Genomic DNA, 23967 nt, shown 5'->3' with positions numbered 1-23967 from the left:
CTTGATGACCTCGCTTTATCTGGCCTCTGGCTCACCGCGCCGACGCGAGTTGTTGACTCAGATCGGCGTGCCGTTTGAAACGGTCAGCGCAGCCATTGACGAAACTCCCCTCCCGAATGAATCCCCTGTGGCCTATGTCGAGCGCCTGGCGCGCGAAAAGGCCCAGGCCGGGCGCCAACAACTGCTGACGACCATGCCGGACGCTGCGTTTTGCGTACTGGGGGCTGACACGGCCGTGGTGCTCGATGAACACATTCTCGGTAAACCGGTCGACGAGGCCGACGCCTTGGCTATGCTCATGGCGCTGTCTGGCCGGGAGCATGAGGTGTTGACCGCGATCGCGATTATTGACGCCGGGCGCTGTGAAACCCGAGTGGTACGCAGTCAGGTACGCTTTAGAAACATCAGCAAACAAGAAGCCAGCCTGTATTGGGCCAGCGGTGAACCCCTGGACAAAGCCGGTGGCTACGCCATTCAGGGCTTGGCTGCGGTGTTTGTGGCGGGCCTGAATGGCAGTTATTCCGCCGTCGTGGGCCTGCCTGTGTGCGAAACCGCAGAACTGCTCGGGCATTTCGGCATACCCTGTTGGCAAAACCTTACCGTGCGCTGAATACGGCACCTACGAGACGTGGCACTACTGTGATGACGCCTGAACGAGACCCAGCCATGAGTGAAGAGATCCTGATCAACATCACGCCGATGGAATCGCGCGTGGCAGTGGTAGAGAACGGTGTTCTGCAAGAGGTGCATGTCGAACGTACCCAGCGCCGGGGCATTGTCGGCAATATCTACAAAGGCAAGATTGTCAGGGTTTTGCCCGGCATGCAGGCTGCCTTTGTGGATATCGGTCTGGATCGTGCTGCTTTTATTCATGCCTCCGAAATTTCCCTGCGTGAAGGCCAGGCCGTTGAAAGCATCGGTACGCTGGTGCATGAAGGCCAGAGCCTGGTGGTGCAAGTCACCAAAGACCCGATAGGTTCAAAAGGTGCGCGCCTGACGACTCAACTGTCGATACCCTCGCGCTACCTGGTGTATATGCCGCGCACCGCCCATGTCGGCATTTCGCTGAAGATCGAAGACGAAGCCGAGCGCGAACGCCTTAAACAGGTGGTCAGTGATTGCGTGGCCCAGGAAGGCATCAAGGAAGCCGGCGGGTTTATCCTGCGTACGGCGGCCGAAGGTGCCGGGGCGGATGAGATCCTGATGGATATTCGCTACCTGCGTCGTTTGTGGGACCAGATCGGTGCCCAGATCAAGACGGTGGGCGCGCCGACGGTGATCTACGAAGACCTGGGCCTGGCGCTGCGTACATTGCGTGATCTGGTCAGCCCCAAGATCGAGAAAATTCGCATCGATTCGCGGGAAACCTTTCAGAGGACCACGCAATTTGTTGCCGAACTGATGCCGGAAATCGCCGACCGCCTTGAGCACTACCCAGGCGAACGGCCGATTTTCGATTTGTACGGCGTTGAAGACGAAATCCAGAAGGCTCTGGACCGCAAGGTACCGCTCAAGTCCGGCGGTTATCTGGTGGTCGACCCGGCTGAGGCCATGACCACCATCGACGTCAACACCGGCGCGTTTGTGGGTCATCGCAACCTTGAGGAAACCATCTTCAAGACCAACCTCGAAGCGGCTACCGCGATTGCCCGGCAACTGCGCCTGCGCAACCTGGGCGGGATCATCATCATCGACTTTATCGACATGGAAGATGAAGAGCACCAGCGCCAGGTGATACGCACCCTGGAAAAACAGCTGGAGCGTGATCACGCCAAGACCAACATCATCGGCATTACCGAGTTGGGTCTGGTGCAGATGACCCGCAAACGTACGCGCGAGAGCCTGGAGCAAGTGTTGTGCGAGCCGTGCGTGTGCTGCCAGGGCCGGGGAAAGTTGAAAACCCCCGAAACCATCTGCTATGAAATCTTCCGTGAGATCCTGCGAGAGGCCCGGGCTTATCAAGCGACCGGCTATCGTGTGCTGGCCAACCAGAAAGTGGTGGATCGTTTGCTGGACGAAGAGTCAGGCAATGTCGCGGAGCTGGAAGGGTTTATCGGTCGCACGATTCGTTTTCAGGTCGAAACCATGTACTCCCAGGAACAATACGACGTGGTGCTGCTCTGAAGTATCTAGCGTCACATAGCGTCGAAAAGGGGCTGAAACCGGCCCCTACGATCAATATTTAAGGGGCCACCTGACATGGAGCGTCTGACACGCTTTTTTGCCGCGCTGACCCGTTGGGGGCTGGGCGCGTGCGCTCTGGTTTTGGTCCTGACGGCGTTGTACGTCAGTATCGGCCGTGAATTGACCCCCCTGATCGCCGAATACCGCGTTGAAGTGCAGAGCAAAGCCCGCGAAGCGCTGGGCATGCCATTGACCATTGGCAGCCTGGAAGGAAGCTGGAGCGGAATGGCGCCGGTATTGAAGGCCCACGACGTCATGGTCGGTGAGGGCAACAGCGCCCTGCGTCTGGATGAAGTGCAGGTGGTGCCCGATGTGTGGGCCAGCCTGTTGAACCGTGATATCCGTATTGGTCACGTGCAGCTCAATGGTCTGCAACTGAGCTTGCGCCAGGATGAACACGGCCACTGGGCACTCGAAGGGCTGCCGGTGCAGGATGACCAGCCGCTTGACCCTGAGCAGTTGCTCAACCAGCTGCAACGTGTGGCGCGGTTGTCGGTGCTCGACAGCCAGGTGACCCTGGAACCCTACAAGCAATCCCCGCTGACCCTGACTTATGTCGGGCTGACGCTGGACGTCGGCGCGTCGGACCAGCGTCTTGATGCGCGGCTGACGTTGCCCGATGGCCAGCCCGTGGCGCTGAGCCTCAGCACACAGGTTCAGGCCAGCCACTGGCGTGACGGTGCGGCCCAGGCCTATCTGAGCCTGCCGCAAAGTGATTGGGCCAAGTGGCTGCCGGCCACGCTGATCGCACCGTGGAAAGTCTCCGAGCTCAAGGCTGGAGGCGAGTTCTGGTTCAACTGGAGCCAGGGCTCGGTACAGAGCGCGGTGGCGCGCCTGAATGCGACCCGGTTCAGTGGTGCCTATGCCGATCGCAAACCCGAGACCATCGAGAACCTGGCACTGCATGCCTGGGCTGAGCGCGGCAAACAGGGTTTCAGGGTGGTGCTCGACTCACTGGCCATGAACCTGGGCAAGACCCGTTGGGAAACCCGTCTGCAACTGCAGCAGTTCGCGGCCACCGACAAGGAGCAGGAGCGTTGGCACCTGCAGGCCGACCGCCTGGACCTGACCCCGATCACGCCGCTGATGGACTCACTGGCCCCCGTGCCGGAAGCCGTCGCCAAAGTCATCGATCAATTGAGCGTTACCGGCACCTTGCGCAATGTGCTGGCTGATTATCGTCCAGCAGCCACGGACGATCAAAAAATCAGCTTTGCGGCCAATCTGGAGCAGGTCGGCTTCAATGCCACCCACGGCGCTCCGGCGGCGCGCAATGTCAGTGGCCTGATCAGCGGCGACCTGGGCAAGGGCGAACTGCGCCTGGACAGCAAAGACTTCATGCTGCACCTCGACCCGATCTTCGCCAAGCCCTGGCAATACCTGCAAGCCAATGCCCTGCTGAGCTGGACCCTGAACAAGGACAGCTTCACCCTGATTGCGCCCTACATCAAAGTGCTGGGGGAAGAGGGCAATATCGCGGCCGACTTTTTGATCCGCATTCACCTTGACCATTCCCAGGAAGATTACATGGACCTGCGGGTGGGCCTGACAGATGGCGACGGCCGTTTTACCCCCAAGTACCTGCCTGAAGTACTGAGTCCGGCGCTTTCGGAGTGGCTGAGCACGGCGATTATCAAAGGCGCAGTCGAAGAGGGCTTCTTCCAGTATCAAGGTTCGCTGAGCCATGACGCCGTTGCGGCGGCGCGCAATATCAGCCTGTTTTTCAAGGTGCATGGCGCAGAACTGGCGTTCCAGCCTGGCTGGCCCCATGTGCGTAACGTGTCGGGCGATGTGTTTATTGAAGACAGCGGTGTGCGGATCATGGCCAGCAAAGGTCAGCTACTCGACACCCGTGTGCGTAACGTGGCTGTCAGCATCCCGCATGTGCCTGCCGGCAAGGTCAGCCATCTGTTTCTGGATGGCGACTTTGAGGGCGGGCTGGGGGACGGTCTGAAAATTCTTCAGGAAGCACCGATAGGTACCGCAGAAACGTTCGCTGGCTGGCAGGGTGAAGGTGCGCTCAAGGGCCGTGTTGATCTGGACATCCCGCTGGAACAGGGCGTGGAGCCAAAAATCCTGGTGGACTTCAATGTCGACAAGGCGCGCCTGAAAATCAGCGAACCCGAGCTTGAACTGACCCAGCTCAAGGGTGACCTGCGCTTTGACAGTGCCAAGGGCCTGAGCGGCAAGGGCATCAGCGCCCGGGCGTTCGATCGCCCGATCACCGCGCAGATCTTTGCCGACGGCAAGCCTGGCCGCATCAGCACCCGGGTGGTGGCCAGCGGTCAGGTGGGGGTGAAAAAACTCACGGACTGGCTCAAGTTCAATCAACCGATCCCGGTAAGCGGTGACTTGCCTTATCAGTTGCAACTGACCCTGGACGGTGCCGACAGCCAGTTACGCGTCAGCTCCAGCCTCAAGGGCGCGGTGGTGGATTTGCCGGCACCCTTCGGGCTGGCGGCCAATGAAAGCCGCAACAGCGTGTTTCGCATGACTCTGCAAGGCGCCGAGCGGCGGTACTGGTTTGACTACGGCGACCTGGTCAACCTGACCTTTGCTGCCCCCAATGGCAAGTTTGAAGACGGGCGTGGCGAGTTGTTCCTGGGCGATGGCAAACCCGTTTTGCCCACGACCAAGGGCCTGCGCATTCGCGGCGTGCTGTCGGAGCTGGACGTCGCCCCCTGGCAGGCGCTGGTCGAACGATATGCCGGCAATGACCCCGGCGGCAGCGCCAAGCAACTGCTCAGCAGTGCGGACTTTAAAGTCGGCAAGTTGATTGCCTTCGGCACCCAATTGGATCAGGTGCGCCTGGTCATGAAGCGCGTCGCCGCCTCCTGGGCGCTGCAAATCGACAGCAAGCAGGCCATCGGCGCCGTGACCCTACCGGATGCGAACAACGCGCCGATTGTGGTCAACATGCAGACCATTCGCCTGCCTGCGCCTGATCCCAAGACGGTGGCAGACGAGAATGCCCCCGACCCGCTGGCTGCGGTCGACCCGCGCAAAATACCGGCTCTGGACATCATTATTCGCCAGCTCTACCAGGGGGCGGACCTGCTTGGTGCCTGGTCACTCAACATTCGACCCAACAGCCGGGGCATCAGACTTACCAGTCTCAATCTGGGGCTCAAGGGCATGCTGCTTGAAGGTTCGGGCGGCTGGGAAGGCGTGGCGGGTAACAGCAAGAGCTGGTACCAGGGGCGCCTGGGTGGCGGCAACCTGGCCACGGTGCTGAAGAACTGGGGCTTTGCCCCCAGCGTCACCAGCGACAACTTTCATGTGGACATCGATGGCAACTGGCCCGGTTCGCCAGCGTGGATTGGCCTCAAGCGTTTCTCCGGCACACTGGACGCCTCGCTCAACAAGGGGCAGTTTGTGGAAGTCGACGGCAGCGCCCAGGTGCTGCGCATTTTTGGCTTGCTCAACTTCAACGCCATTGGCCGTCGTCTGCGCCTGGACTTCTCCGACCTGTTCGGCAAGGGCCTGAGCTATGACCGGGTCAAGGGCGTGCTCAATGCCCGCAGCGGCGTGTACAGCACAGGCAAGCCGATCCTGATGACCGGGCCGTCCACCAATCTGGAACTTAACGGTACATTGAACATGGTCACCGACCGGGTCGACGCCAAGCTGCTGGTGACCTTGCCCGTGACCAATAACCTGCCCCTTGCAGCGCTGTTGGTGGGCGGGCCGGCAGCGGGCGGGGCGATGTTCCTGCTCAACAAGCTGATCGGTGACCAGGTGTCGCGCTTCGCCAGCGTGCAATACAGCATTCAAGGGCCGTGGAACGATCCGAAGATCACTTTCGACAAGCCTTTCGAGAAACACTAGGAGCGCAGCATGACCCTGGCAGTGATTCAAATGGTCAGCCAGAGCGATGTCCTGGCCAATCTGGCCCAGGCGCGCCGGCTGCTGGAGGAGGCTGCCCAAGGCGGTGCGCAACTGGCCGTGTTGCCCGAGAACTTTGCCGCGATGGGCCGTCGCGATACTGCCGCCATCGGCCGCGCCGAGGCGTTGGGTGAGGGCCCGATCCTGCCCTGGTTGAAACAGACCGCCCGCGACCTCAAGTTATGGGTAGTGGCTGGTACTTTGCCTCTGCCCCCCGAGGGGCAGCCTGAAGCCAAGGTCAATGCTTGTTCATTGCTGATCGACGCCGAGGGCGAGCAAGCGGCCCGTTACGACAAATTGCACTTGTTTGACGTGGATGTGTCCGATAACCGTGGCCGCTACCGTGAGTCTGATGACTATGCTCATGGAAGGCGTGTGGTCGTGGCGGATACCCCGGTCGGCAAGCTGGGCCTGAGCGTATGTTATGACCTGCGCTTCCCGGAGCTGTACAGTGAGCTGCGTACTGCGGGCGCTGAACTGATTACCGCGCCCTCGGCCTTTACCGCTGTCACGGGTGCGGCCCATTGGGAGATACTGATACGCGCCCGCGCCATTGAAACCCAGTGCTATATCCTTGCAGCGGCCCAGGGCGGCGTGCATCCGGGCCCGCGAGAAACCTGGGGGCATGCAGCCATTATCGATCCCTGGGGGCGGGTGCTGGCCGAGCAGGCGCAGGGCGAGGGGGTGTTGCTGGCCCGCCGCGATGCGCTTGAGCAGGCGGATATCAGGGCGCGCATGCCGGTGGTGAGCCATCGGCGGTTCAACGCCCATCTAATTTAAGTGGGAGCGGGCTTGCTCGCGATGCAGGCGACAGGGTGTAACCGTTGCCCCGCATCGATGCCATCGCGAGCAAGCCCGCTCCCACAGAACAGATTTTTCAGGCCCGAGGGTTCAGCACTCAAAGATGCTGAAGCAGGGGCCAAGACGGAGTGATTATGAGCGAGTTGTTGACCTCAGTCAGCGAACACCTGTTGGCACCCGGAGGTGTCACCATCGAAAGCCTGCAAAGCGTATTGGGAGACCTGGCCGGGCCGGGTATCGACGCGGCAGACCTGTATTTCCAGGGCCAGATTTCCGAATCCTGGACGCTGGAAGACGGCATCGTCAAAGAAGGCAGCTTTAACCTCGACCAGGGTGTAGGTGTTCGCGCCCAGTCTGGCGAGAAGACCGGCTTTGCCTACAGCAATGCCATTACCCTGGACGCATTGGGTCAGGCCGCCCGCGCCGCCCGTTCGATCTCCCGTGCCGGGCAAAACGGCACGGTGCAGGCGTTCACCACTCAGGACGTGGCTCAGCTGTATGGCCCGGACAACCCGCTGGAAGTCATCAGCCGCGCAGAAAAGGTCGAGCTGCTCAAGCGTGTCGATGCCGCCACCCGCGCCCTCGATCCGCGTATCCAGCAAGTCACCGTGAGCATGGCCGGGGTCTGGGAGCGGATTCTGGTGGCCTCCACCGATGGCGGGCTGGCGGCAGATATCCGGCCGCTGGTGCGTTTCAACGTCAGCGTCATCGTTGAGCAGAATGGCCGTCGCGAGCGCGGCGGTCATGGTGGTGGCGGGCGTACCGACTACCGCTATTTCCTCACTGACGATCGTGCCATGGGTTACGCCCGTGAAGCGTTGCGCCAGGCCCTGGTCAACCTCGAAGCGGTACCGGCTCCGGCAGGCACCATGCCGGTGGTTCTGGGCTCGGGTTGGTCCGGCGTACTGTTGCATGAAGCGGTGGGTCACGGTCTGGAAGGGGACTTCAACCGCAAGGGCAGTTCTGCCTACAGCGGACGCATGGGCGAAATGGTTGCTTCCAAACTGTGCACCATCGTCGATGACGGTACCCTGGCGGGCCGCCGTGGCTCGCTGAGCGTGGATGACGAAGGCACCCCGACCGAGTGCACCACCCTGATTGAAAACGGCGTGCTCAAGGGCTATATGCAGGACAAGCTCAATGCCCGTCTGATGGGCGTGGCGCGCACCGGCAACGGCCGTCGCGAATCCTATGCGCACTTGCCGATGCCGCGCATGACCAACACCTACATGCTGGGCGGCGAAAGCGATCCTGCCGAAATCATCGCTTCGGTGAAAAAGGGCATCTACTGCGCCAATCTGGGTGGTGGTCAGGTCGATATCACCAGCGGCAAGTTTGTGTTCTCCACCAGCGAAGCCTATCTGATTGAAGACGGCAAAATCACTCGCCCAGTCAAAGGCGCGACCCTGATTGGCAACGGGCCGGAAGCAATGAGCAAGGTGTCGATGGTCGGTAACGATCTGTCGCTGGACAGCGGCGTAGGCACGTGTGGCAAGGATGGGCAGTCGGTGCCGGTAGGTGTCGGCCAGCCAACCCTGAAGATTGACGCGATCACTGTAGGCGGTACGGGCGGTTGAGGGGAGGCCCCGTGAAGGTTGCCAGGCAACCTTCACGGGTACGAGGCTTAACGCAGACCGCGTTGAGTCTCGTCCAACCCACGGATGTACTTGAACAATTTGCGGCTTGAAGCCGGTGCCTTGTTATGAGCCAGCTCGTGTTTGGCCTGACGTATCACCGAACGCATTTGCTGGCGGTCGGCTTCAGGGAACTCGGCAACAAACTTTTCCAGTACAGCGTCATCACCCTCGATCAGGCGATCACGCCAGCGCTCGAGGTTGTGAAAACGTTCGTTGTACTGGCGAGAAGAGGCATCGACTTGATCGATCAAGGCAAGAATTTCGTCAAGCGGTTGATCGCGCATCAGTTTGCCGATGAACATCATATGGCGCTTGCGCGCAATATGAGCCGTGTGTTTTGGAGCATCTGCCAAAGCCTTACGCATAGCGTCAGTCAGGGGCATTTTGTTCAGCAAGTCAGGCTTGAGTGTCGTGAGACGCTCGCCCAGATCAACCAGAGCATGAAGCTCGCGTTTGACCTGCGATTTGCTTTTTTCGCCGTCGAAGGCGTCGTCGTAAGAATCAACCATGGTGGCAGTCCGCAAAGAAACGCCGCCATGATAACCAGTCGGGGGCCGCTTGTCCGGCCCGGTCGCTCGGCGGCCCTGCCGAAAACAGAATTTGAGTGGAGAAAACCATGAGTGCAGTTCAAAGCGTCGGCCCGCAGGCCTTGCCGGCACTGCAGGAACAGGTCGAGCAAATCATCGCCGAAGCCAGGCGCCAGGGTGCCAGCGCCTGTGAAGTCGCCGTGTCGCTGGAGCAGGGGTTGTCGACCTCGGTACGTCAGCGCGAAGTTGAAACCGTAGAGTTCAACCGTGACCAGGGTTTTGGCATCACCCTCTATGTAGGCCAGCGCAAAGGCTCGGCCAGCACCTCGGCCACCGGCCCGGATGCCATCCGCGAAACCGTCGCCGCCGCCCTGGCGATTGCCAAACACACCTCGGAAGACGAAAGCTCGGGTTTGGCCGATGCCAGCCTGATGGCCCGTGAACTGAAAGACTTTGATGTGTTCCACACCTGGGACATCACCCCCGAGCAGGCCATTGAAAAGGCCCTGGCCTGCGAAGCCGCTGCATTTGAGGCCGACAGCCGGATCAAAAATGCCGATGGCACCACCCTCAGCACCCATCAGGGCTGCCGCGTGTACGGCAATAGCCATGGTTTTATCGGCGGCTCGGCTTCGACCCGTCACAGCCTCAGCTGCGTAATGATTGCCGAAGGCGACGGCCAGATGCAGCGTGACTACTGGTATGACGTCAATTGCCAGGGCGAGTTGTTGATGGACGCCGTGAGCATTGGCCAGCGCGCCGCCGAGCGCGCTGCCCGGCGACTGGGCTCGCGCCCGGTACCGACGTGCGAGGTGCCGGTGCTGTTCTCGGCCGAACTGGCTGGCGGCCTGTTTGGCAGTTTCCTGGGGGCAATCTCGGGTGGCAACCTGTACCGTAAATCGTCGTTCCTGCTCGATGCAATGGGGCAGCAGATTTTCCCTGAATGGTTGACCCTGGATGAGCGCCCGCACCTGATGCGCGCCATGGGCAGCTCGTCGTTCGACAATGATGGCCTGGCCACTTACGCCAAACCGTTTATCAAGGACGGCGAGTTGGTTTCGTACATCCTGAGCACTTACTCGGGGCGCAAACTGGGCATGCCGAGCACTGCCAACGCCGGCGGCGTGCATAACCTCTTTGTGACACACGGTGATGAAGACCAGGCAGCCTTGATTCGCAAAATGGGGCGTGGTCTGTTTGTCACCGAGTTAATGGGCAGCGGCCTGAACATGGTCACCGGTGACTATTCCCGTGGCGCGGCGGGTTTCTGGGTCGAGAATGGCGAAATCCAGTTCCCGGTGCAGGAAGTGACCATCGCCGGCAATATGCGCGATATGTTTAAACAGATCGTGGCCGTGGGCAACGATCTGGAGCTGCGCAGCAACATCCGCACCGGTTCGGTGCTGATTGAACGCATGATGGTGGCGGGCAGCTAAGACTGGCCGGTTCCATGCCAAGGCGTATCACTGCAGCGGTGATACGCCTTTTTTGTGTTTGTGCATCCTGTCCTTTAGCAGGCTTGTTTTGATAATCAATATCGCTTAATAATGAATCTCATTATCGAGTGAGCCTGGGTCATGAGTTCTGCGTTGCGTGAAGGGCCGTATCTAGAAAGCTGGCGCTGGATGAGCCGCCAGATCCGCTGCGGGCTGGCGCCGGACGAGCCGCGCCTGATCGAGCATTACCTGGCTGAAGGCCGCTATCTTGCTGGCTGTACAGCCACTTCCCCGTGGTTGATTGCGGTCACCACCTTCCGCCTGATGCTAGACACAGCCACTGACACCGCGCTGCCTTGGCACTGGCGCAATCTGTGCCTGGACAACGCGTGGCGTCCGCTGCGCGACCTCGAAACCCAAGCCCTGTGCAATTGCCGACTCAAGCGCTGGCAAAGCTTTGCCTGGCAGTTGGCAACCTGCGAGCTCGAACCTTCAATTTCTTTAACAGAACTGGTGCAAGGATTTCCCGATGAGTAACACTCGTATCGAACGTGACAGCATGGGTGAGTTGCGTGTGCCTGAATCCGCGTTGTACGGTGCGCAAACCCAGCGTGCAGTCGACAATTTCCCCATCAGCCATCAACGCATGCCTGCGCAATTCATTCGCGCCCTGATCCTGGCCAAGGGCGCAGCGGCCCTGGCCAACGTTGAACTCAAGCAGATCAGCGCGGCCCAGGGCGAGGCGATTGTCGAGGCCACCCAGATCCTGTTGACCGGTGATTTCATGGAGCACTTCCCGGTGGATATTTTCCAGACCGGTTCGGGCACCAGCTCCAACATGAATGCCAACGAAGTGATTGCAACCCTGGCCACGCGGCTGCTGGGCGAGCCGGTGAACCCCAACGATCACGTCAACTGCGGGCAAAGCAGCAACGACATTATCCCGACCACCATCCATGTCAGCGCTGCACTGGGCCTGCACGAGCAGTTGCTGCCGGCGCTGAGCCATCTGGTGCAGGTTATCGAGCGCAAGGCGATCGAGGTTCACGCCTACGTCAAAACCGGGCGCACCCACTTGATGGACGCGATGCCGGTACGCATGAGCCAGGTGCTCAATGGCTGGGCGCAGCAGCTCAAGGCCAATATCGAGCATTTGCATAACCTGCAGCCAGCTCTGCAAGCCCTGGCCCAGGGCGGTACCGCGGTGGGCACCGGGATTAACGCCCACCCGCAGTTTGCTGCGTTATTCAGTCAGCAACTCAGCGAGCTGACCGGGGTGGCCTTCACGCCGGGCAAGGACCTGTTTGCCTTGATTGGTTCGCAAGACACCGCAGTGGCTGTTTCTGGTCAGTTGAAGGCCACGGCAGTGTCACTGATGAAAATCGCCAACGACCTGCGCTGGATGAACTCCGGCCCCCTGGCCGGTCTGGGCGAAATCGAACTTGAGGCGTTACAGCCGGGCTCGTCGATCATGCCGGGCAAGGTCAATCCGGTGATTCCGGAAGCCACGGCGATGGTCGCGGCCCAGGTCATCGGCAACGACGCGGCGATCACCGTGGCAGGTCAGTCCGGCAATTTCGAACTGAACGTCATGCTGCCGGTGATTGCGCACAACCTGTTGAGCAGCATCGAACTCATGGCCAACTCAAGCCGCCTGTTGGCTGACAAGGCCATAGCCAGCTTCAAGGTCAATGAAGCCAAGCTCAAGGAGGCGCTGTCGCGCAATCCGATCCTGGTAACGGCACTGAACCCGATCATCGGTTATCAAAAAGCCGCCGAAATTGCCAAGACCGCTTACCAGCAAGGGCGCCCGGTAATCGATGTGGCACTTGAATACACGGATTTGTCACGCAGCCAGCTTGAGGTCCTTCTCGACCCCGAGAAACTCACCGCCGGCGGCGTTTAATCCATCGACACTGCTTTGGAGGTTCACATGGATCACTGGAAACGCACGATCGAAAGAGCCAACCGCTGTTTCGCCGAAGGCGAACTGGTCGATGCCCGCGAGCATTATCTGCAGGCGCTGGCCCTGGCCCAGGTGCTGTTCGAGCGCTGGAGTGATGCCGACGAAGCAGTGGCCGCCTGCGTCATTTCACACCACAACCTGGCGGATCTGCATTTGCGCCTCAATCAACCGGAGGAGAGCGTGGAGTACCTCTGTGCGATTCATCAGCGATTGTTGCAAACCATGCAGAACGCGCGCCTGCCGACAGCATTGCGTGAAGCGGCGCTGCGTCAGAGCAGCAAGACCTACGTAGAGCTTTTGAATTTTATCAGTGAGTACGGCGAGTACCCGCGTTCCAACCTGTTGCTCAAAAGCAATGTGGCTCAGAGCAGCCATGAGTTCTCGACAGTTAGCGGCCATCACTTAGGAGCACATTGAAATGACTTACACCTTGCCTGCATTGCCTTATGCCTATGACGCGCTTGAACCGCATATTGATGCGCAAACCATGGAAATTCACTACACCAAGCATCACCAGACCTACATCAACAACCTCAATGCGGCCGTAGAGGGCACCGAATGGGCCAAGTGGCCGGTGGAAAAACTGGTGGCCAGTGTTCATCAGTTGCCCGAAAAGCTGCGCGCTGCAGTGATCAACCAGGGTGGCGGGCATGCCAACCACTCGTTGTTCTGGGAAGTCATGAGCCCTAAAGGCGGGGGTAAGCCCGAAGGTGCGCTGGCCAAGGCGATTGACGAGCAGTTGGGTGGTCTGGAGGTGTTCAAGGAAAACTTTACCAAAGCCGCGCTGACGCGTTTTGGCAGTGGCTGGGCATGGTTGAGCGTGACCCCGCAAAAAACGCTGGTAATCGAAAGCAGCGGCAACCAGGACAGCCCGCTGATGAACGGCAATACGCCGATCCTGGGGCTTGATGTGTGGGAGCACGCGTATTACCTGCGCTATCAAAACCGCCGCCCGGAATATATCAACGCGTTTTACAACGTGATCAACTGGCCGGAAGTGGCGCGACGCTATCAAGCGGCGATTGGCTAAGCGCAACGAAAGGATTCAGGCGGATTATGGGCACGCAAATTTTAGCGGTCGGTGGCGTTCGAATGTTTCGCTATGCCTTCGGTACGCTTTTGCTGTTGGCGGGTACGGCCCTGTTGGTTGCCAAGGGGCTGGTCTGGCTGGATCTGGAGCCCCGGCTGCTGCGGGCGCTGCAGGGCGGTGCGTTGTGTGCACTGGGCACGGCGTTAGGCGCCGTGCCTGTCCTGGTTATTCGAAAAATGCCGGTGGCGGTCAGTGACACTCTGCTGGGCTTTGGGGCCGGTGTGATGCTGGCGGCCACGGCCTTTTCGCTGATTGTGCCGGGCATTGCGGCAGCGCAAAGCCTGGGGTTGTCACCCTGGCCCGCCAGCGGGCTTATAAGTGCAGGGATCCTGCTGGGCGCATTCTGCCTGTTTCTGGTGGATCGCAAGGTCTCGGGCGCCGGGCCGGAGGTATTTGTCAGTCGCCCCGGTGAGCCGGTCATCGCGCCGCGCATCTGGTTGTTTGTGATTGCCATTGTGGCGCACAACATTCCTGAAGGCATGGCGGTCGGGGTGTCGGCGGGTGGCGGCATGCCGGATGCCGATAGCCTGGCGATGGGCATTGCGTTGCAGGATGTGCCGGAAGGCCTGGTGATTGCCCTTGTATTGGCAGGGGCGGGCATGTCGCGGGTCAAGGCGTTCCTGATTGGTGCTGCATCAGGTCTGGTTGAACCGGTCTTTGCGGTGCTCTGTGCCTGGCTGGTCAACTTGGCCGAGGTGCTGTTGCCGTTGGGTCTGGCATTGGCGGCCGGGGCGATGCTGCTGGTGGTCACCCAGGAAGTCATCCCCGAGTCGCGGCGCAATGGCCACGAAAAGCTGGCGAGCCTGGGGCTGTGTGTCGGCTTTTGTTTGATGATGGTGATGGATACGGCGCTTGGTTGAATCGATCTCTGCAGATACTCTTTAGTCGATCAATTCCTGCCGTGGGAGCGAGCCTGCTCGCGAACGACCTTCGCGAGCAGGCTCGCTCCCACAGCGGCAGTTTCCCTGCCGCTGCGTCGAAAAGGCTTCAGGCTTATTCGCCTTCATCAAAGTAGTTATTGATCAGGGCAACCAGTGCGTCCAGCGCTTCCTGATCCTTCTCACCTTCGGTCTTGATGTGGATGGTTGTGCCCTTGCCGGCGGCCAGCATCATCATGGCCATGATGCTTTTGCCGTCGACCATCGACTCAGGGGTGCGACCCGCCTGGATCTGACATGGGAACTGCCCTGCGATGCCGACAAACTTTGCCGATGCACGGGCGTGCAAGCCCAGTTTGTTGATGATTTCAATTTCCACTGCAGGCATCGCGGGGTAGATCCTTCAAGTAAGGTCGCGGTGGCGAACCTGGACGTTCTTCAGAGTTTCTTGCAGGCATTTGCCCAGGCGTTCGGTCAGGTACACGGAGCGGTGATGCCCGCCCGTGCAGCCGATTCCGATTGTCACATAGGCGCGGTTGCTGGCTGCAAAGCGCGGTAGCCATTTAAGCAGGTAGCTGGAGATGTCCTGGAACATCTCTTCGACATCAGGTTGCGCCGCCAGATAATCGGCTACCGGCTGGTCCAGCCCTGACTGCTCGCGCAGCTCGGGTTTCCAGTACGGGTTGGGCAGGCAACGCACGTCAAACACCAGGTCGGCATCCACCGGCATACCGCGCTTGAAACCGAACGACTCCACCAAAAAGGCGGTGCCTGGCTCTGGCTTGTTCAGCAGACGCAGCTTGATGGTGTCACGTAACTGATACAGATTCAGATTGGTGGTGTTGATGGTCAGGTCAGCGAGGTCGGCAATGGGGCCCAAAAGCTGGGTTTCATCGCGAATGGCTTCGGCAAGGGAGCGGCTCGCGCTGCTGAGCGGGTGGCGCCTGCGGGTTTCCGAGAAGCGCTTGAGCAAGGTTTCTTCGTCGGCATCCAGGTACAGCACGTCGCACTGGATATGCCGGTTACGCACCTCTTCAAGCAACTGCGGAAAACGTGACAAATGACTCGGCAGGTTGCGCGCATCGATCGAAACGGCCACCAGTGGCTGGGCCAGTTCAGTGTGAATCAACGCGCGTTCGGCCAGTTCCGGCAGCAAGCCGGCTGGCAGGTTGTCGATGCAATAGAAACCGTTGTCTTCAAGGACGGCGAGGGCAGTGCTTTTACCGGAGCCGGAGCGTCCGCTGACTATGACTAAGCGCATGATTAATGACCGTTCTGTACGTCCAGAACAACCTGATACAACGCTTCGTTGCTAGGTGCGTTGCGCAGTCTTTCGCGCACGTCTTTGCGATCGAGCATGCTGGCAATCTGCCGGAGCAGTTCCAGGTGTGCATCGGTTGCCGCTTCTGGCACCAGCAAAACGAAAAGTAGGTCGACCGGCGCGCCATCGATGGCGTCGAAATCTATGGGGGCGTCGAGGTGCAGCAAGGCGCTTACAGGCGACTCGCAGCCCTTGAGGCGGCAATGGGGTATGGCGATGCCGTTGCCAAAACCGGTGGAACCCAGTTTTTCACGGGCAATAAGGCTCTCGAAAACATCCTGCATTTCGAGACCAGGCACTTCGCGGCTGATCAGGTTGGCAATATGTTCGAGTGCACGCTTTTTACTGCCGCCCGGCGCGTTCACCAGGGAACGGCCGGGGGTCAGGATACTTTCAAGTCGGATCATGGGTAGGGAGTATTAACGACCGGTCGCGCCCTGGAGCAGGCTTTGGGTCTTTTCCTTATGCTTTTTCAGTTGGCGATCAAGCTTGTCAGTGAGCAGATCGATGGCGGCATACATATCGTCATGCTCGGCGTTGGCAACGACTTCTCCTCCATGGATGTGCAAGGTGGCCTCGATTTTCTGTTTCAGTTTTTCGACCGCCATCGTTACCTGTACGTTGGTAATCTTGTCGAAGTGACGCTCCAGTCGGTCGAGTTTTTCGCCGATGTATGCGCGTAGCGGTTCGGTGACTTCCAGTTGGTGTCCACTGATGTTGACTTGCATACAGTTTCTCCTTTGATGCCATTGCATAAAGCGGCAGGCCGAGCAGCCTGCCACTGAAACGCCGGGGTCCGTGGCTTACATCAAACGCTTGCGTTCGCTCGAAGGCGCTATCCCGAGGGATTCGCGGTACTTGGCGACGGTGCGACGGGCTACCTGAATACCTTGTGCCTCCAGTAAACCAGCGATCTTGCTGTCACTCAACGGCTTTTTCTGATTTTCCGCTGCAACCAGTTTTTTGATGATGGCACGGATCGCGGTGGAGGAGCATTCGCCGCCTTCAGAGGTGCTGACGTGGCTGGAGAAAAAGTATTTAAGTTCATAAATACCCCGTGGGGTATGCATGAATTTTTGTGTGGTAACCCGGGAAATGGTGGATTCGTGCATGCCCACCGCTTCGGCGATATCGTGCAGTACCAGGGGTTTCATGGCTTCATCGCCATGCTCGAGAAATCCGCGTTGGTGCTCGACGATCTGGGTCGCCACTTTCATCAGGGTTTCGTTGCGGCTTTGCAGGCTTTTGATAAACCAGCGTGCTTCCTGCAGCTGGTTGCGCATAAAGGTGTTGTCGGCGCTGGTATCGGCTCTGCGTACGAAACCGGCGTATTGCGCGTTCACCCGCAGGCGCGGTACGGACTCCTGGTTAAGCTCGACCAGCCAGCGCTCGTTGTCCTTGCGCACGATCACGTCAGGTACGACGTATTCGGCTTCGCTGGATTCGATTTGCGAACCCGGGCGCGGGTTGAGGCTCTGTACCAGTTCAATGACCTGGCGCAGTTCGTCCTCTTTGAGCTTCATGCGGCGCATCAGCTGGCTGTAGTCGCGTGCGCCCAGCAGGTCGATGTAGTCGGTGACCAGGCGCTTGGCCTCGCTCAGCCAGGGGGTCTTGGCAGGCAGTTGGCGCAATTGCAGGAGCAGGCATTCGCCCAGGTTGCGCGCGCCAATGCCAGCCGGTTCGAATTGCTGGATGCGATGCAGGACGGCTTCGATTTCATCGAGTTCAATGTCCAGTTCCGGATCAAAGGCTTCGAGGATTTCTTCGAGGGTTTCGTCCAGGTAGCCCTGGTTGTTGATGCAGTCGATCAGGGTTACGCCGATCAGACGGTCGGTGTCGGACATCGGAGCCAGGTTCAATTGCCACAGCAGGTGGCTTTGCAGGCTTTCACCGGTCGAGGTGCGGGTGGTGAAGTCCCACTCGTCATCGTCGTTGCTTGGCAGGCTGCTGGCGCTGGTCTGGTAGATGTCTTCCCAGGCAGTGTCCACGGGCAGTTCGTTGGGAATGCGCTCACCCCAGTCACCGTCTTCCAGATTGTCTACGGTCTGGGCAGTTTCCTGGTAGGTGGGCTCTTGAACGTCGGGATTGGGCTTTTGCTCAATGTTATCGGCAAGGGGGTCTGCATTGTCGAAGTCGTCGCCTTCTTCCTGGCGCTCGAGCATGGGGTTGGACTCCAGGGCTTCCTGGATTTCCTGTTGCAGATCGAGGGTCGACAATTGGAGCAGGCGGATGGCCTGTTGCAGCTGAGGTGTCATTGTCAGCTGCTGGCCCATTCTCAGGACTAGCGATGGTTTCATGGCAGGGGCTTAACACCTTATTCGCCGGCGCACATGGCGCCATCCACTACAGGGCGCGTGAGCGCCAAACATAAGCAAATTATATGCCTGAAACCGGTGCGTTTGCCTAGGGGGCGGTCTAAATTAGTTTGCGGGTGGTGAACTGATCGAGAGCACCCCGTTGAATATTCGGGCAATAAAATGCTGGCGCATTTTTACTGCCCGGATGCCCTGGCTGCCCATGATGTGTCCGGGCTTACAGGCGGAACTCGTGACCCAGGTAAACTTCCCGCACCAACTTGTTGGCCAGAATCGTTTCAGCATCGCCTTCAGCGATCAATTGACCGTCATTGACGATATAGGCCGTTTCGCAGATATCGAGGGTTTCACGGACATTGTGGTCGGTGATCAGCACGCCAATGCCCTTGGCTTTGAGGTGGTAGATGATTTGTTTGATGTCGCCCACCGAGATCGGATCGACACCGGCAAAGGGTTCGTCGAGCAGGATGAACTTGGGTGCCGTGGCCAGTGCGCGGGCAATTTCTACCCGACGGCGCTCACCGCCCGACAGGCTCATGCCCAGGTTGTCGCGAATATGGTTGATATGGAATTCCTGCAGCAGGCTTTCCAGCTCCTTGCGACGACCGGTCTTGTCGAGCTCCTTGCGGGTTTCGAGGATTGCCATGATGTTGTCGGCCACCGACAGCTTGCGAAAGATCGAGGCTTCCTGTGGCAAGTAACCGATACCGGCGCGTGCGCGACCATGCATGGGCTCGTGGCTGACGTCCAGGTCATCGATCAGTACGCGACCCTGATCGGCGTGCACCAGGCCGACAATCATGTAGAAACAGGTGGTTTTGCCCGCGCCGTTGGGGCCGAGCAGGCCCACGATTTGCCCGCTGTCGATCGACAGGCTGACATCACGTACTACCTGACGGCTCTTGTAGCTTTTGGCCAGATGCTGGGCTTTCAGAGTTGCCATTACTGGGCCTTCTGCTGGTCGGTTTTCTTCTTGGGCTGGATCACCATGTCGATGCGCGGGCGAGGTGCGGTGACATTGGCGCCATTGGCGCGACCGGCACTGGCAATTTGTTTTACCGTGTCGTAGACGATTTTCTCGCCCTCGGTGGTATTGCCGTCGTTAATCACTTTGGCCTTGTCAATCAGTACGATGCGGTTTTGTGGTGCATGGTATTGAATGGTGACGGCATAAGCCTGTACCGGTTTGGGGTCAGTGGCTTTTTGCAGTTGCTCGAAGTAGGCCAGGTTGCCGACGGATGTCACCACGTCGATTTCGCCCGCAGCATTACGGGTGATGGTGACGGTGTTGCCGGTGATTTTCATCGAGCCCTGGGTGATGATGACATCGCCCTTGTAGGTGGCAATACCTTGCTTGTCATCCAGTTGTGCCTCGTTGGCCTGGATGCGAATAGGTTGTTCGGTGTCGTTCGGCAGAGCCCAGGCGCTCACGCTTCCCAGTGCTGCGCTCAGGCTGAGCAATAAAGGGAGGGTTTTAACGAGACTCATACTGTCCTCTTACGTTGGACAGCAGGTCCATCCTGCCGTCTTTCAAATATGCTTTCATGCCCTTGCCAGTGGTTACGCCGCCAGCGCCGTCGATTCTAACGTCTCGCTCGGTCTGCGCATATTCCTTCTGGGGGAATACAGTCATACGGGTACTGGTAATAATGGTGGTGCGGTTTTTTTCGTCAGTGCGCGCGATGCGCACCGAATCGATAAGCTCGACCTCGGTGCCATCCGGGTTGACTTCACCGCGCTCGCTCTGCACGTGCCACGGGTAGGCCGTGCCGCGGTAGAGCTGCATTTTCGGTTGGGTCATCTGAGTGACCTCGGAAGCCTTCAAATGTTCAAGCTTCTCGGACGTCATGTCGTACTGCAGCTTGCCGTCAGGTAAAAACTGACGGCTGTGTGCATTGGTGGCGTAGTAGTCGATAGCGTTTTCATCCACCGCCAGGGTAGGGGCATTGAGAAAACGTTCCGGCCTGATATTCCAGTAGCCAGCAGCTGCAAACAGCGAGGCAATCACTGTAAACAGCACTATTTGGCGAATCTTTTTGCTCAGCATAGAAAGCTCTATAGGTAGGCGGCGTGGGCTGCGTCCAGGCTGCCCTGGGCACGCAGAATCAGCTCGCAGAATTCACGGGCGGCACCTTCGCCACCCCGCGCCCGGGTTACCCCGTGGGCGTGCTCGCGGACAAAGTCCGCAGCGTTGGCCACGGCCATGCCCAGACCTACCCGGCGGATAACCGGCAGGTCGGGCAAGTCATCTCCCAGGTAAGCAACCTGTTCATAGCTTAGGTTGAGTTGGCCAAGAAGCTCGTCCAGTACGACCAATTTGTCTTCGCGGCCCTGGTACAGATACGGGATGCCCAGGTTTTGTGCGCGACGCTCGACCACCGGGGTTTTGCGGCCGCTGATAATTGCCGTTTGCACACCGGCGGCCATAAGCATCTTGATGCCCTGGCCGTCGAGGGTATTGAAGGTCTTGAATTCGCTGCCATCTTCGAGGAAATACAGGCGGCCGTCGGTCAATACGCCGTCAACGTCAAAAATGGCCAGCTTGATGCCCTTGCCGCGCTTGAGAAGTTCCTGGGTCATTACATTACTCCTGCGCGTAGCAGATCGTGCATGTTCAAGGCGCCAACCGGACGATCTTGCTTGTCGACCACCACCAGCGCGCTGATTTTGTGGTCTTCCATGATTTTAAGGGCTTCGGCTGCCAGCATGTCGGCGCGGGCGGTTTTGCCGTGCGGGGTCATGACCGCGTCGATGGTGGCGTTGCGGATGTCGATTTCGCGGTCCAGGGTGCGGCGCAAGTCGCCGTCAGTAAAGATTCCGGCCAGTCGACCGTCCTCTTCTATGACGACGGTCATGCCCAGGCCCTTGTGGGTCATTTCCATCAACGCTTCCTTGAGCAATGTACCGCGCACGACTTGCGGCAGTTCATCGCCAGAGTGCATGACGTTTTCCACTTTCAGCAATAGGCGTCGGCCCAGTGCTCCGCCGGGGTGGGAAAAGGCGAAATCTTCTGCAGTAAAACCGCGAGCTTCAAGCAGGGCAATAGCCAGTGCATCGCCCAGCACCAAGGTTGCCGTGGTGGACGAGGTCGGTGCCAGATTCAACGGGCAGGCTTCCTGGGCCACGCGGGCATCCAGGCTGACATCGGCGGCCTTGGCCAGCGGCGATTCGGGGTTGCCGGTCATGCTGATCAGCTTGATGCCCAGGCGCTTGATCAGTGGCAGCAGGGTGACGATTTCGGCGGTCGAGCCGGAGTTGGACAGTGCGAGGATAATGTCATCGCGGGTAATCATGCCCATGTCGCCGTGGCTGGCTTCTGCCGGGTGGACAAAAAAAGCCGTGGTGCCGGTGCTGGCCAGGGTTGCGGCAATTTTATTGCCGATGTGTCCTGACTTGCCCATGCCGACCACGACCACCCGGCCTTTACTGGCCAAAATCATCTCGCAAGCGCGTACGAAATCTGCGTCGATATGTGTCAGCAAGCCCTCTACGGCTTCCAGTTCGAGGCGGATGGTGCGTTGGGCGGATTGGATCAGGTCGCTGGATTGGCTCATGGTTGAAGTCGGGTAGCCTGAGAAAAGGCAACGATTATAGCGGTTATGTGGCGTTCCCTCACGCTTGATCGCTGTGCTTTATTGCATGTGCTTACAAAGTGCGCGTGTGTTTGCAGAAAAAACATCTTTATTTCACTGTACTGAGACTTAACCGGCACTCCTTCGGTCTTGGGCGGTCACTATGAGCAGTGGTATAGTTCGCCGCCAGTTCGGCCCGCCAGGGAACGCGTGCTTCTTCACAAGAAGTTTGGTGTCCGGGTGAGAGGCAGAGGCTGCATCGCAAGGAGTTTAGATGAGCGCCGATAACGCCTACGCGGTCGAGCTGAAGGGAGTGTCCTTCAAGCGCGGTACGCGCAGCATCTTCAATAATGTCGATATTCGCATCCCGCGTGGCAAGGTCACGGGGATCATGGGGCCGTCTGGCTGCGGCAAGACCACACTGTTGCGCCTGATGGGCATGCAACTGCGTCCCAACAGCGGCGAAGTGTGGGTCAACAATCAAAACCTGCCGGCCCTGTCGCGCAGTGATTTGTTTGATGCCCGCAAGCATATGGGCGTGTTGTTTCAGAGCGGTGCGCTGTTTACCGATCTGGACGTGTTCGAGAACGTTGCTTTCCCGTTGCGGGTGCATACCGAGCTGCCGGAAGAAATGATCCGTGACATCGTGCTGCTTAAATTGCAGGCGGTGGGCTTGCGCGGAGCTATCGACCTGATGCCCGACGAGTTGTCCGGCGGCATGAAACGCCGGGTGGCGCTGGCGCGGGCGATTGCCCTGGATCCGCAGATCCTGATGTATGACGAACCCTTCGTGGGGCAGGATCCCATTGCAATGGGCGTGCTGGTACGCCTGATTCGTTTGCTCAATGATGCGCTGGGCATTACCAGTATCGTGGTTTCTCACGATCTGGCTGAAACTGCGAGCATTGCCGACTATCTATATGTAGTCGGCGATGGCCAGGTGCTGGGGCAGGGCACGCCCGAAGAATTGATGAACGCCGATAACCCGCGCATTCGCCAGTTCATGACCGGCGACCCGGATGGCCCGGTTCCGTTCCACTTTCCGGCGTCGGACTACCGAACCGATCTACTGGGGAAGCGCTGATGCGCAAGATGTCATTAATGAGCCGTATCGGTCTGTTCGGCCGGGCCGGGATCGACACCGTTGCGGTACTGGGGCGTTCGGCAGTGTTCCTGTTTCATGCACTGCTGGGGCGTGGCGGTATCGGGGGCGGGTTTGGTTTGCTGGTCAGGCAGCTGCATTCGGTTGGCGTCATGTCGCTGGTCATTATCGTGGTGTCCGGCATATTTATCGGCATGGTACTGGCACTGCAAGGCTTCAGTATCCTGTCCAGCTATGGTTCGGAGCAGGCAGTGGGGCAGATGGTGGCCCTGACCCTGTTGCGCGAACTGGGTCCCGTGGTTACCGCCTTGCTGTTCGCCGGGCGCGCAGGGTCGGCGCTGACGGCTGAAATCGGCAACATGAAATCGACCGAGCAGTTGTCCAGCCTGGAAATGATCGGTGTTGATCCGCTCAAGTACATCATTGCGCCGCGGTTGTGGGCCGGGTTTATTTCCCTGCCTGTGCTGGCGATGATTTTCAGCGTGGTCGGGATCTGGGGTGGTTCGTGGGTTGCCGTGGACTGGCTCGGTGTCTACGACGGCTCCTACTGGGCCAACATGCAAAACAGCGTAACCTTCAGTGGTGACGTAATTAACGGGATCATCAAAAGCATCGTGTTTGCCTTTGTGGTGACCTGGATTGCCGTGTTTCAAGGTTATGACTGTGAGCCCACCTCAGAGGGGATCAGCCGTGCCACTACCAAGACCGTGGTGTATGCCTCACTGGCAGTCCTCGGGCTGGACTTTATATTGACCGCCTTGATGTTTGGAGATTTCTGATGCAAAACCGCACCATGGAAATCGGTGTCGGCCTGTTCCTGCTGGCTGGCATCCTGGCTTTGCTGTTGCTTGCCTTGCGGGTCAGCGGGCTGTCCCCGACGGCGAGCACTGACACCTACAAGCTCTATGCCAATTTCGACAATATTGCCGGGCTGACCGTGCGCGCCAAAGTCACCATGGCTGGCGTGACCATCGGCAAGGTGACAGCAATCGACCTGGACCGTGACAACTACATGGCCCGCGTCACATTGCAGCTCGAAAAAGCGGTGGATAACCTGCCTGTGGATTCGACAGCGTCTATCCTCACAGCAGGCCTGCTGGGCGAGAAATACATCGGCATCAGCGTGGGTGGCGAAGACGCGACCCTCAAGGACGGCGGCACCATTCACGACACGCAGTCGTCGCTGGTTCTTGAAGACCTGATCGGTAAATTCCTGCTCAATACCGTTAGCAAAGACGCCAAATAAGGAGCTT

25 protein-coding genes are annotated in these 23967 nt (G+C 59.0%); 14 read left to right on the top strand and 11 right to left on the bottom strand.

Translation table 11 applies throughout. The features are described from left to right. Nucleotides 1-4 precede the first annotated feature (4 nt). The 5 genes from V6L81_RS22280 (at nucleotide 5) to tldD (ending at nucleotide 8447) form a co-directional block, all read left to right on the top strand. On the top strand, nucleotides 5-610 hold the full coding sequence (locus V6L81_RS22280; protein ID WP_095018244.1) for a nucleoside triphosphate pyrophosphatase: 606 nt from the start codon (nucleotides 5-7) through the stop codon (nucleotides 608-610). Nucleotides 611-666: 56 nt separating this feature from the next. Beyond that, complete coding sequence (gene rng / locus V6L81_RS22275; RefSeq protein ID WP_095001127.1) at nucleotides 667-2124, top strand: ribonuclease G; 1458 nt, start codon at nucleotides 667-669, stop codon at nucleotides 2122-2124. Between the two features lie 75 nt (nucleotides 2125-2199). Then, the gene (locus V6L81_RS22270) at nucleotides 2200-6012 is read left to right on the top strand and encodes a YhdP family protein (RefSeq protein WP_338660335.1); all 3813 of its coding nucleotides are present in this window, start codon (nucleotides 2200-2202) and stop codon (nucleotides 6010-6012) included. 9 nt (nucleotides 6013-6021) lie between these two features. Then, the gene (locus V6L81_RS22265) at nucleotides 6022-6849 is read left to right on the top strand and encodes a carbon-nitrogen hydrolase family protein (protein WP_095023076.1); all 828 of its coding nucleotides are present in this window, start codon (nucleotides 6022-6024) and stop codon (nucleotides 6847-6849) included. A 155-nt stretch (nucleotides 6850-7004) separates the two neighbouring features. After that, nucleotides 7005-8447 carry a metalloprotease TldD gene (tldD, locus tag V6L81_RS22260; protein ID WP_338660334.1) on the top strand — a complete coding sequence of 481 codons (1443 nt, stop codon included), beginning with the start codon at nucleotides 7005-7007 and terminating at the stop codon, nucleotides 8445-8447. A 47-nt stretch (nucleotides 8448-8494) separates the two neighbouring features. On the opposite strand, the gene yjgA is transcribed toward tldD, so the two are convergent. Next, nucleotides 8495-9016, bottom strand: coding sequence for a ribosome biogenesis factor YjgA (gene yjgA, locus V6L81_RS22255; protein WP_016781786.1), 522 nt, complete (start codon nucleotides 9014-9016; stop codon nucleotides 8495-8497). 107 nt (nucleotides 9017-9123) lie between these two features. On the opposite strand from yjgA, the gene pmbA reads away from it, so the two are divergent. From pmbA to V6L81_RS22225, 6 genes are all read left to right on the top strand, one after another. Then, nucleotides 9124-10470 carry a metalloprotease PmbA gene (gene pmbA / locus V6L81_RS22250; RefSeq protein ID WP_095018242.1) on the top strand — a complete coding sequence of 449 codons (1347 nt, stop codon included), beginning with the start codon at nucleotides 9124-9126 and terminating at the stop codon, nucleotides 10468-10470. A gap of 141 nt (nucleotides 10471-10611) precedes the next feature. Next, complete coding sequence (locus V6L81_RS22245; protein ID WP_095001132.1) at nucleotides 10612-11007, top strand: FagA protein; 396 nt, start codon at nucleotides 10612-10614, stop codon at nucleotides 11005-11007. Next, complete coding sequence (locus V6L81_RS22240) at nucleotides 11000-12376, top strand: aspartate ammonia-lyase (RefSeq protein ID WP_095018241.1); 1377 nt, start codon at nucleotides 11000-11002, stop codon at nucleotides 12374-12376. Before V6L81_RS22245 ends, V6L81_RS22240 begins: the two co-directional genes overlap by 8 nt. Nucleotides 12377-12403: 27 nt before the next feature. Continuing rightward, nucleotides 12404-12853, top strand: a complete 450-nt coding sequence (locus V6L81_RS22235; RefSeq protein ID WP_095001134.1) for a hypothetical protein — start codon at nucleotides 12404-12406, stop codon at nucleotides 12851-12853. A 1-nt stretch (nucleotide 12854) separates the two neighbouring features. Further along, complete coding sequence (locus tag V6L81_RS22230) at nucleotides 12855-13466, top strand: superoxide dismutase (RefSeq protein ID WP_153326378.1); 612 nt, start codon at nucleotides 12855-12857, stop codon at nucleotides 13464-13466. 26 nt (nucleotides 13467-13492) lie between these two features. Further along, nucleotides 13493-14386 carry a ZIP family metal transporter gene (locus V6L81_RS22225; RefSeq protein WP_095001136.1) on the top strand — a complete coding sequence of 298 codons (894 nt, stop codon included), beginning with the start codon at nucleotides 13493-13495 and terminating at the stop codon, nucleotides 14384-14386. 133 nt (nucleotides 14387-14519) lie between these two features. Here V6L81_RS22225 and V6L81_RS22220 read toward each other — a convergent pair whose 3' ends face one another. The 10 genes from V6L81_RS22220 to V6L81_RS22175 all read right to left on the bottom strand — a co-directional run bounded on the left by V6L81_RS22220 (nucleotide 14520) and on the right by V6L81_RS22175 (nucleotide 21594). Continuing rightward, nucleotides 14520-14792, bottom strand: coding sequence for an HPr family phosphocarrier protein (locus tag V6L81_RS22220; RefSeq protein WP_095001137.1), 273 nt, complete (start codon nucleotides 14790-14792; stop codon nucleotides 14520-14522). Between the two features lie 15 nt (nucleotides 14793-14807). Beyond that, nucleotides 14808-15665, bottom strand: a complete 858-nt coding sequence (gene rapZ / locus V6L81_RS22215; RefSeq protein WP_019825031.1) for an RNase adapter RapZ — start codon at nucleotides 15663-15665, stop codon at nucleotides 14808-14810. Nucleotides 15666-15667: 2 nt separating this feature from the next. Next, nucleotides 15668-16132 (bottom strand): PTS IIA-like nitrogen regulatory protein PtsN, encoded by a 465-nt coding sequence (ptsN, locus tag V6L81_RS22210; RefSeq protein WP_095001138.1) that lies wholly within the window; start codon nucleotides 16130-16132, stop codon nucleotides 15668-15670. Between the two features lie 12 nt (nucleotides 16133-16144). Then, nucleotides 16145-16453 (bottom strand): ribosome hibernation-promoting factor, HPF/YfiA family, encoded by a 309-nt coding sequence (gene hpf / locus V6L81_RS22205; protein WP_016781796.1) that lies wholly within the window; start codon nucleotides 16451-16453, stop codon nucleotides 16145-16147. Nucleotides 16454-16528: 75 nt separating this feature from the next. Then, the gene (locus V6L81_RS22200; RefSeq protein WP_095001139.1) at nucleotides 16529-18022 is read right to left on the bottom strand and encodes an RNA polymerase factor sigma-54; all 1494 of its coding nucleotides are present in this window, start codon (nucleotides 18020-18022) and stop codon (nucleotides 16529-16531) included. Nucleotides 18023-18257: 235 nt separating this feature from the next. After that, a complete protein-coding gene (lptB, locus tag V6L81_RS22195) occupies nucleotides 18258-18983 on the bottom strand; it encodes an LPS export ABC transporter ATP-binding protein (RefSeq protein WP_095001140.1) in 726 nt (241 codons plus the stop codon). Beyond that, nucleotides 18983-19528: a lipopolysaccharide transport periplasmic protein LptA gene (gene lptA / locus V6L81_RS22190; RefSeq protein WP_095001141.1), complete on the bottom strand. Its 546-nt coding sequence runs from the start codon at nucleotides 19526-19528 to the stop codon at nucleotides 18983-18985. Before lptA ends, lptB begins: the two co-directional genes overlap by 1 nt. Beyond that, nucleotides 19515-20087 (bottom strand): LPS export ABC transporter periplasmic protein LptC, encoded by a 573-nt coding sequence (gene lptC, locus V6L81_RS22185; RefSeq protein ID WP_095031458.1) that lies wholly within the window; start codon nucleotides 20085-20087, stop codon nucleotides 19515-19517. The genes lptA and lptC overlap by 14 nt, the downstream gene beginning before the upstream one ends. An 8-nt stretch (nucleotides 20088-20095) precedes the next feature. After that, complete coding sequence (locus V6L81_RS22180) at nucleotides 20096-20620, bottom strand: HAD family hydrolase (RefSeq protein WP_095001143.1); 525 nt, start codon at nucleotides 20618-20620, stop codon at nucleotides 20096-20098. Further along, a complete protein-coding gene (locus tag V6L81_RS22175; protein ID WP_095001144.1) occupies nucleotides 20620-21594 on the bottom strand; it encodes a KpsF/GutQ family sugar-phosphate isomerase in 975 nt (324 codons plus the stop codon). Before V6L81_RS22175 ends, V6L81_RS22180 begins: the two co-directional genes overlap by 1 nt. Nucleotides 21595-21886: 292 nt before the next feature. On the opposite strand from V6L81_RS22175, the gene V6L81_RS22170 reads away from it, so the two are divergent. The 3 genes from V6L81_RS22170 to mlaD are packed head-to-tail and all read left to right on the top strand — an operon-like array spanning nucleotide 21887 to nucleotide 23960. Then, nucleotides 21887-22696 carry an ATP-binding cassette domain-containing protein gene (locus V6L81_RS22170; RefSeq protein ID WP_095001145.1) on the top strand — a complete coding sequence of 270 codons (810 nt, stop codon included), beginning with the start codon at nucleotides 21887-21889 and terminating at the stop codon, nucleotides 22694-22696. Further along, nucleotides 22696-23493 (top strand): lipid asymmetry maintenance ABC transporter permease subunit MlaE, encoded by a 798-nt coding sequence (gene mlaE, locus V6L81_RS22165; RefSeq protein WP_095001146.1) that lies wholly within the window; start codon nucleotides 22696-22698, stop codon nucleotides 23491-23493. Before V6L81_RS22170 ends, mlaE begins: the two co-directional genes overlap by 1 nt. Next, a complete protein-coding gene (mlaD, locus tag V6L81_RS22160) occupies nucleotides 23493-23960 on the top strand; it encodes an outer membrane lipid asymmetry maintenance protein MlaD (protein ID WP_095018238.1) in 468 nt (155 codons plus the stop codon). The genes mlaE and mlaD overlap by 1 nt, the downstream gene beginning before the upstream one ends. Nucleotides 23961-23967 lie beyond the last annotated feature (7 nt).

The organism is Pseudomonas bubulae (genome assembly GCF_037023725.1).
GTDB classification, from domain to species: Bacteria; Pseudomonadota; Gammaproteobacteria; order Pseudomonadales; family Pseudomonadaceae; genus Aquipseudomonas; species Aquipseudomonas bubulae.
Note: the sequence above shows the minus strand (reverse complement) of the source record. Positions and strands in the feature narration are given on the sequence as shown.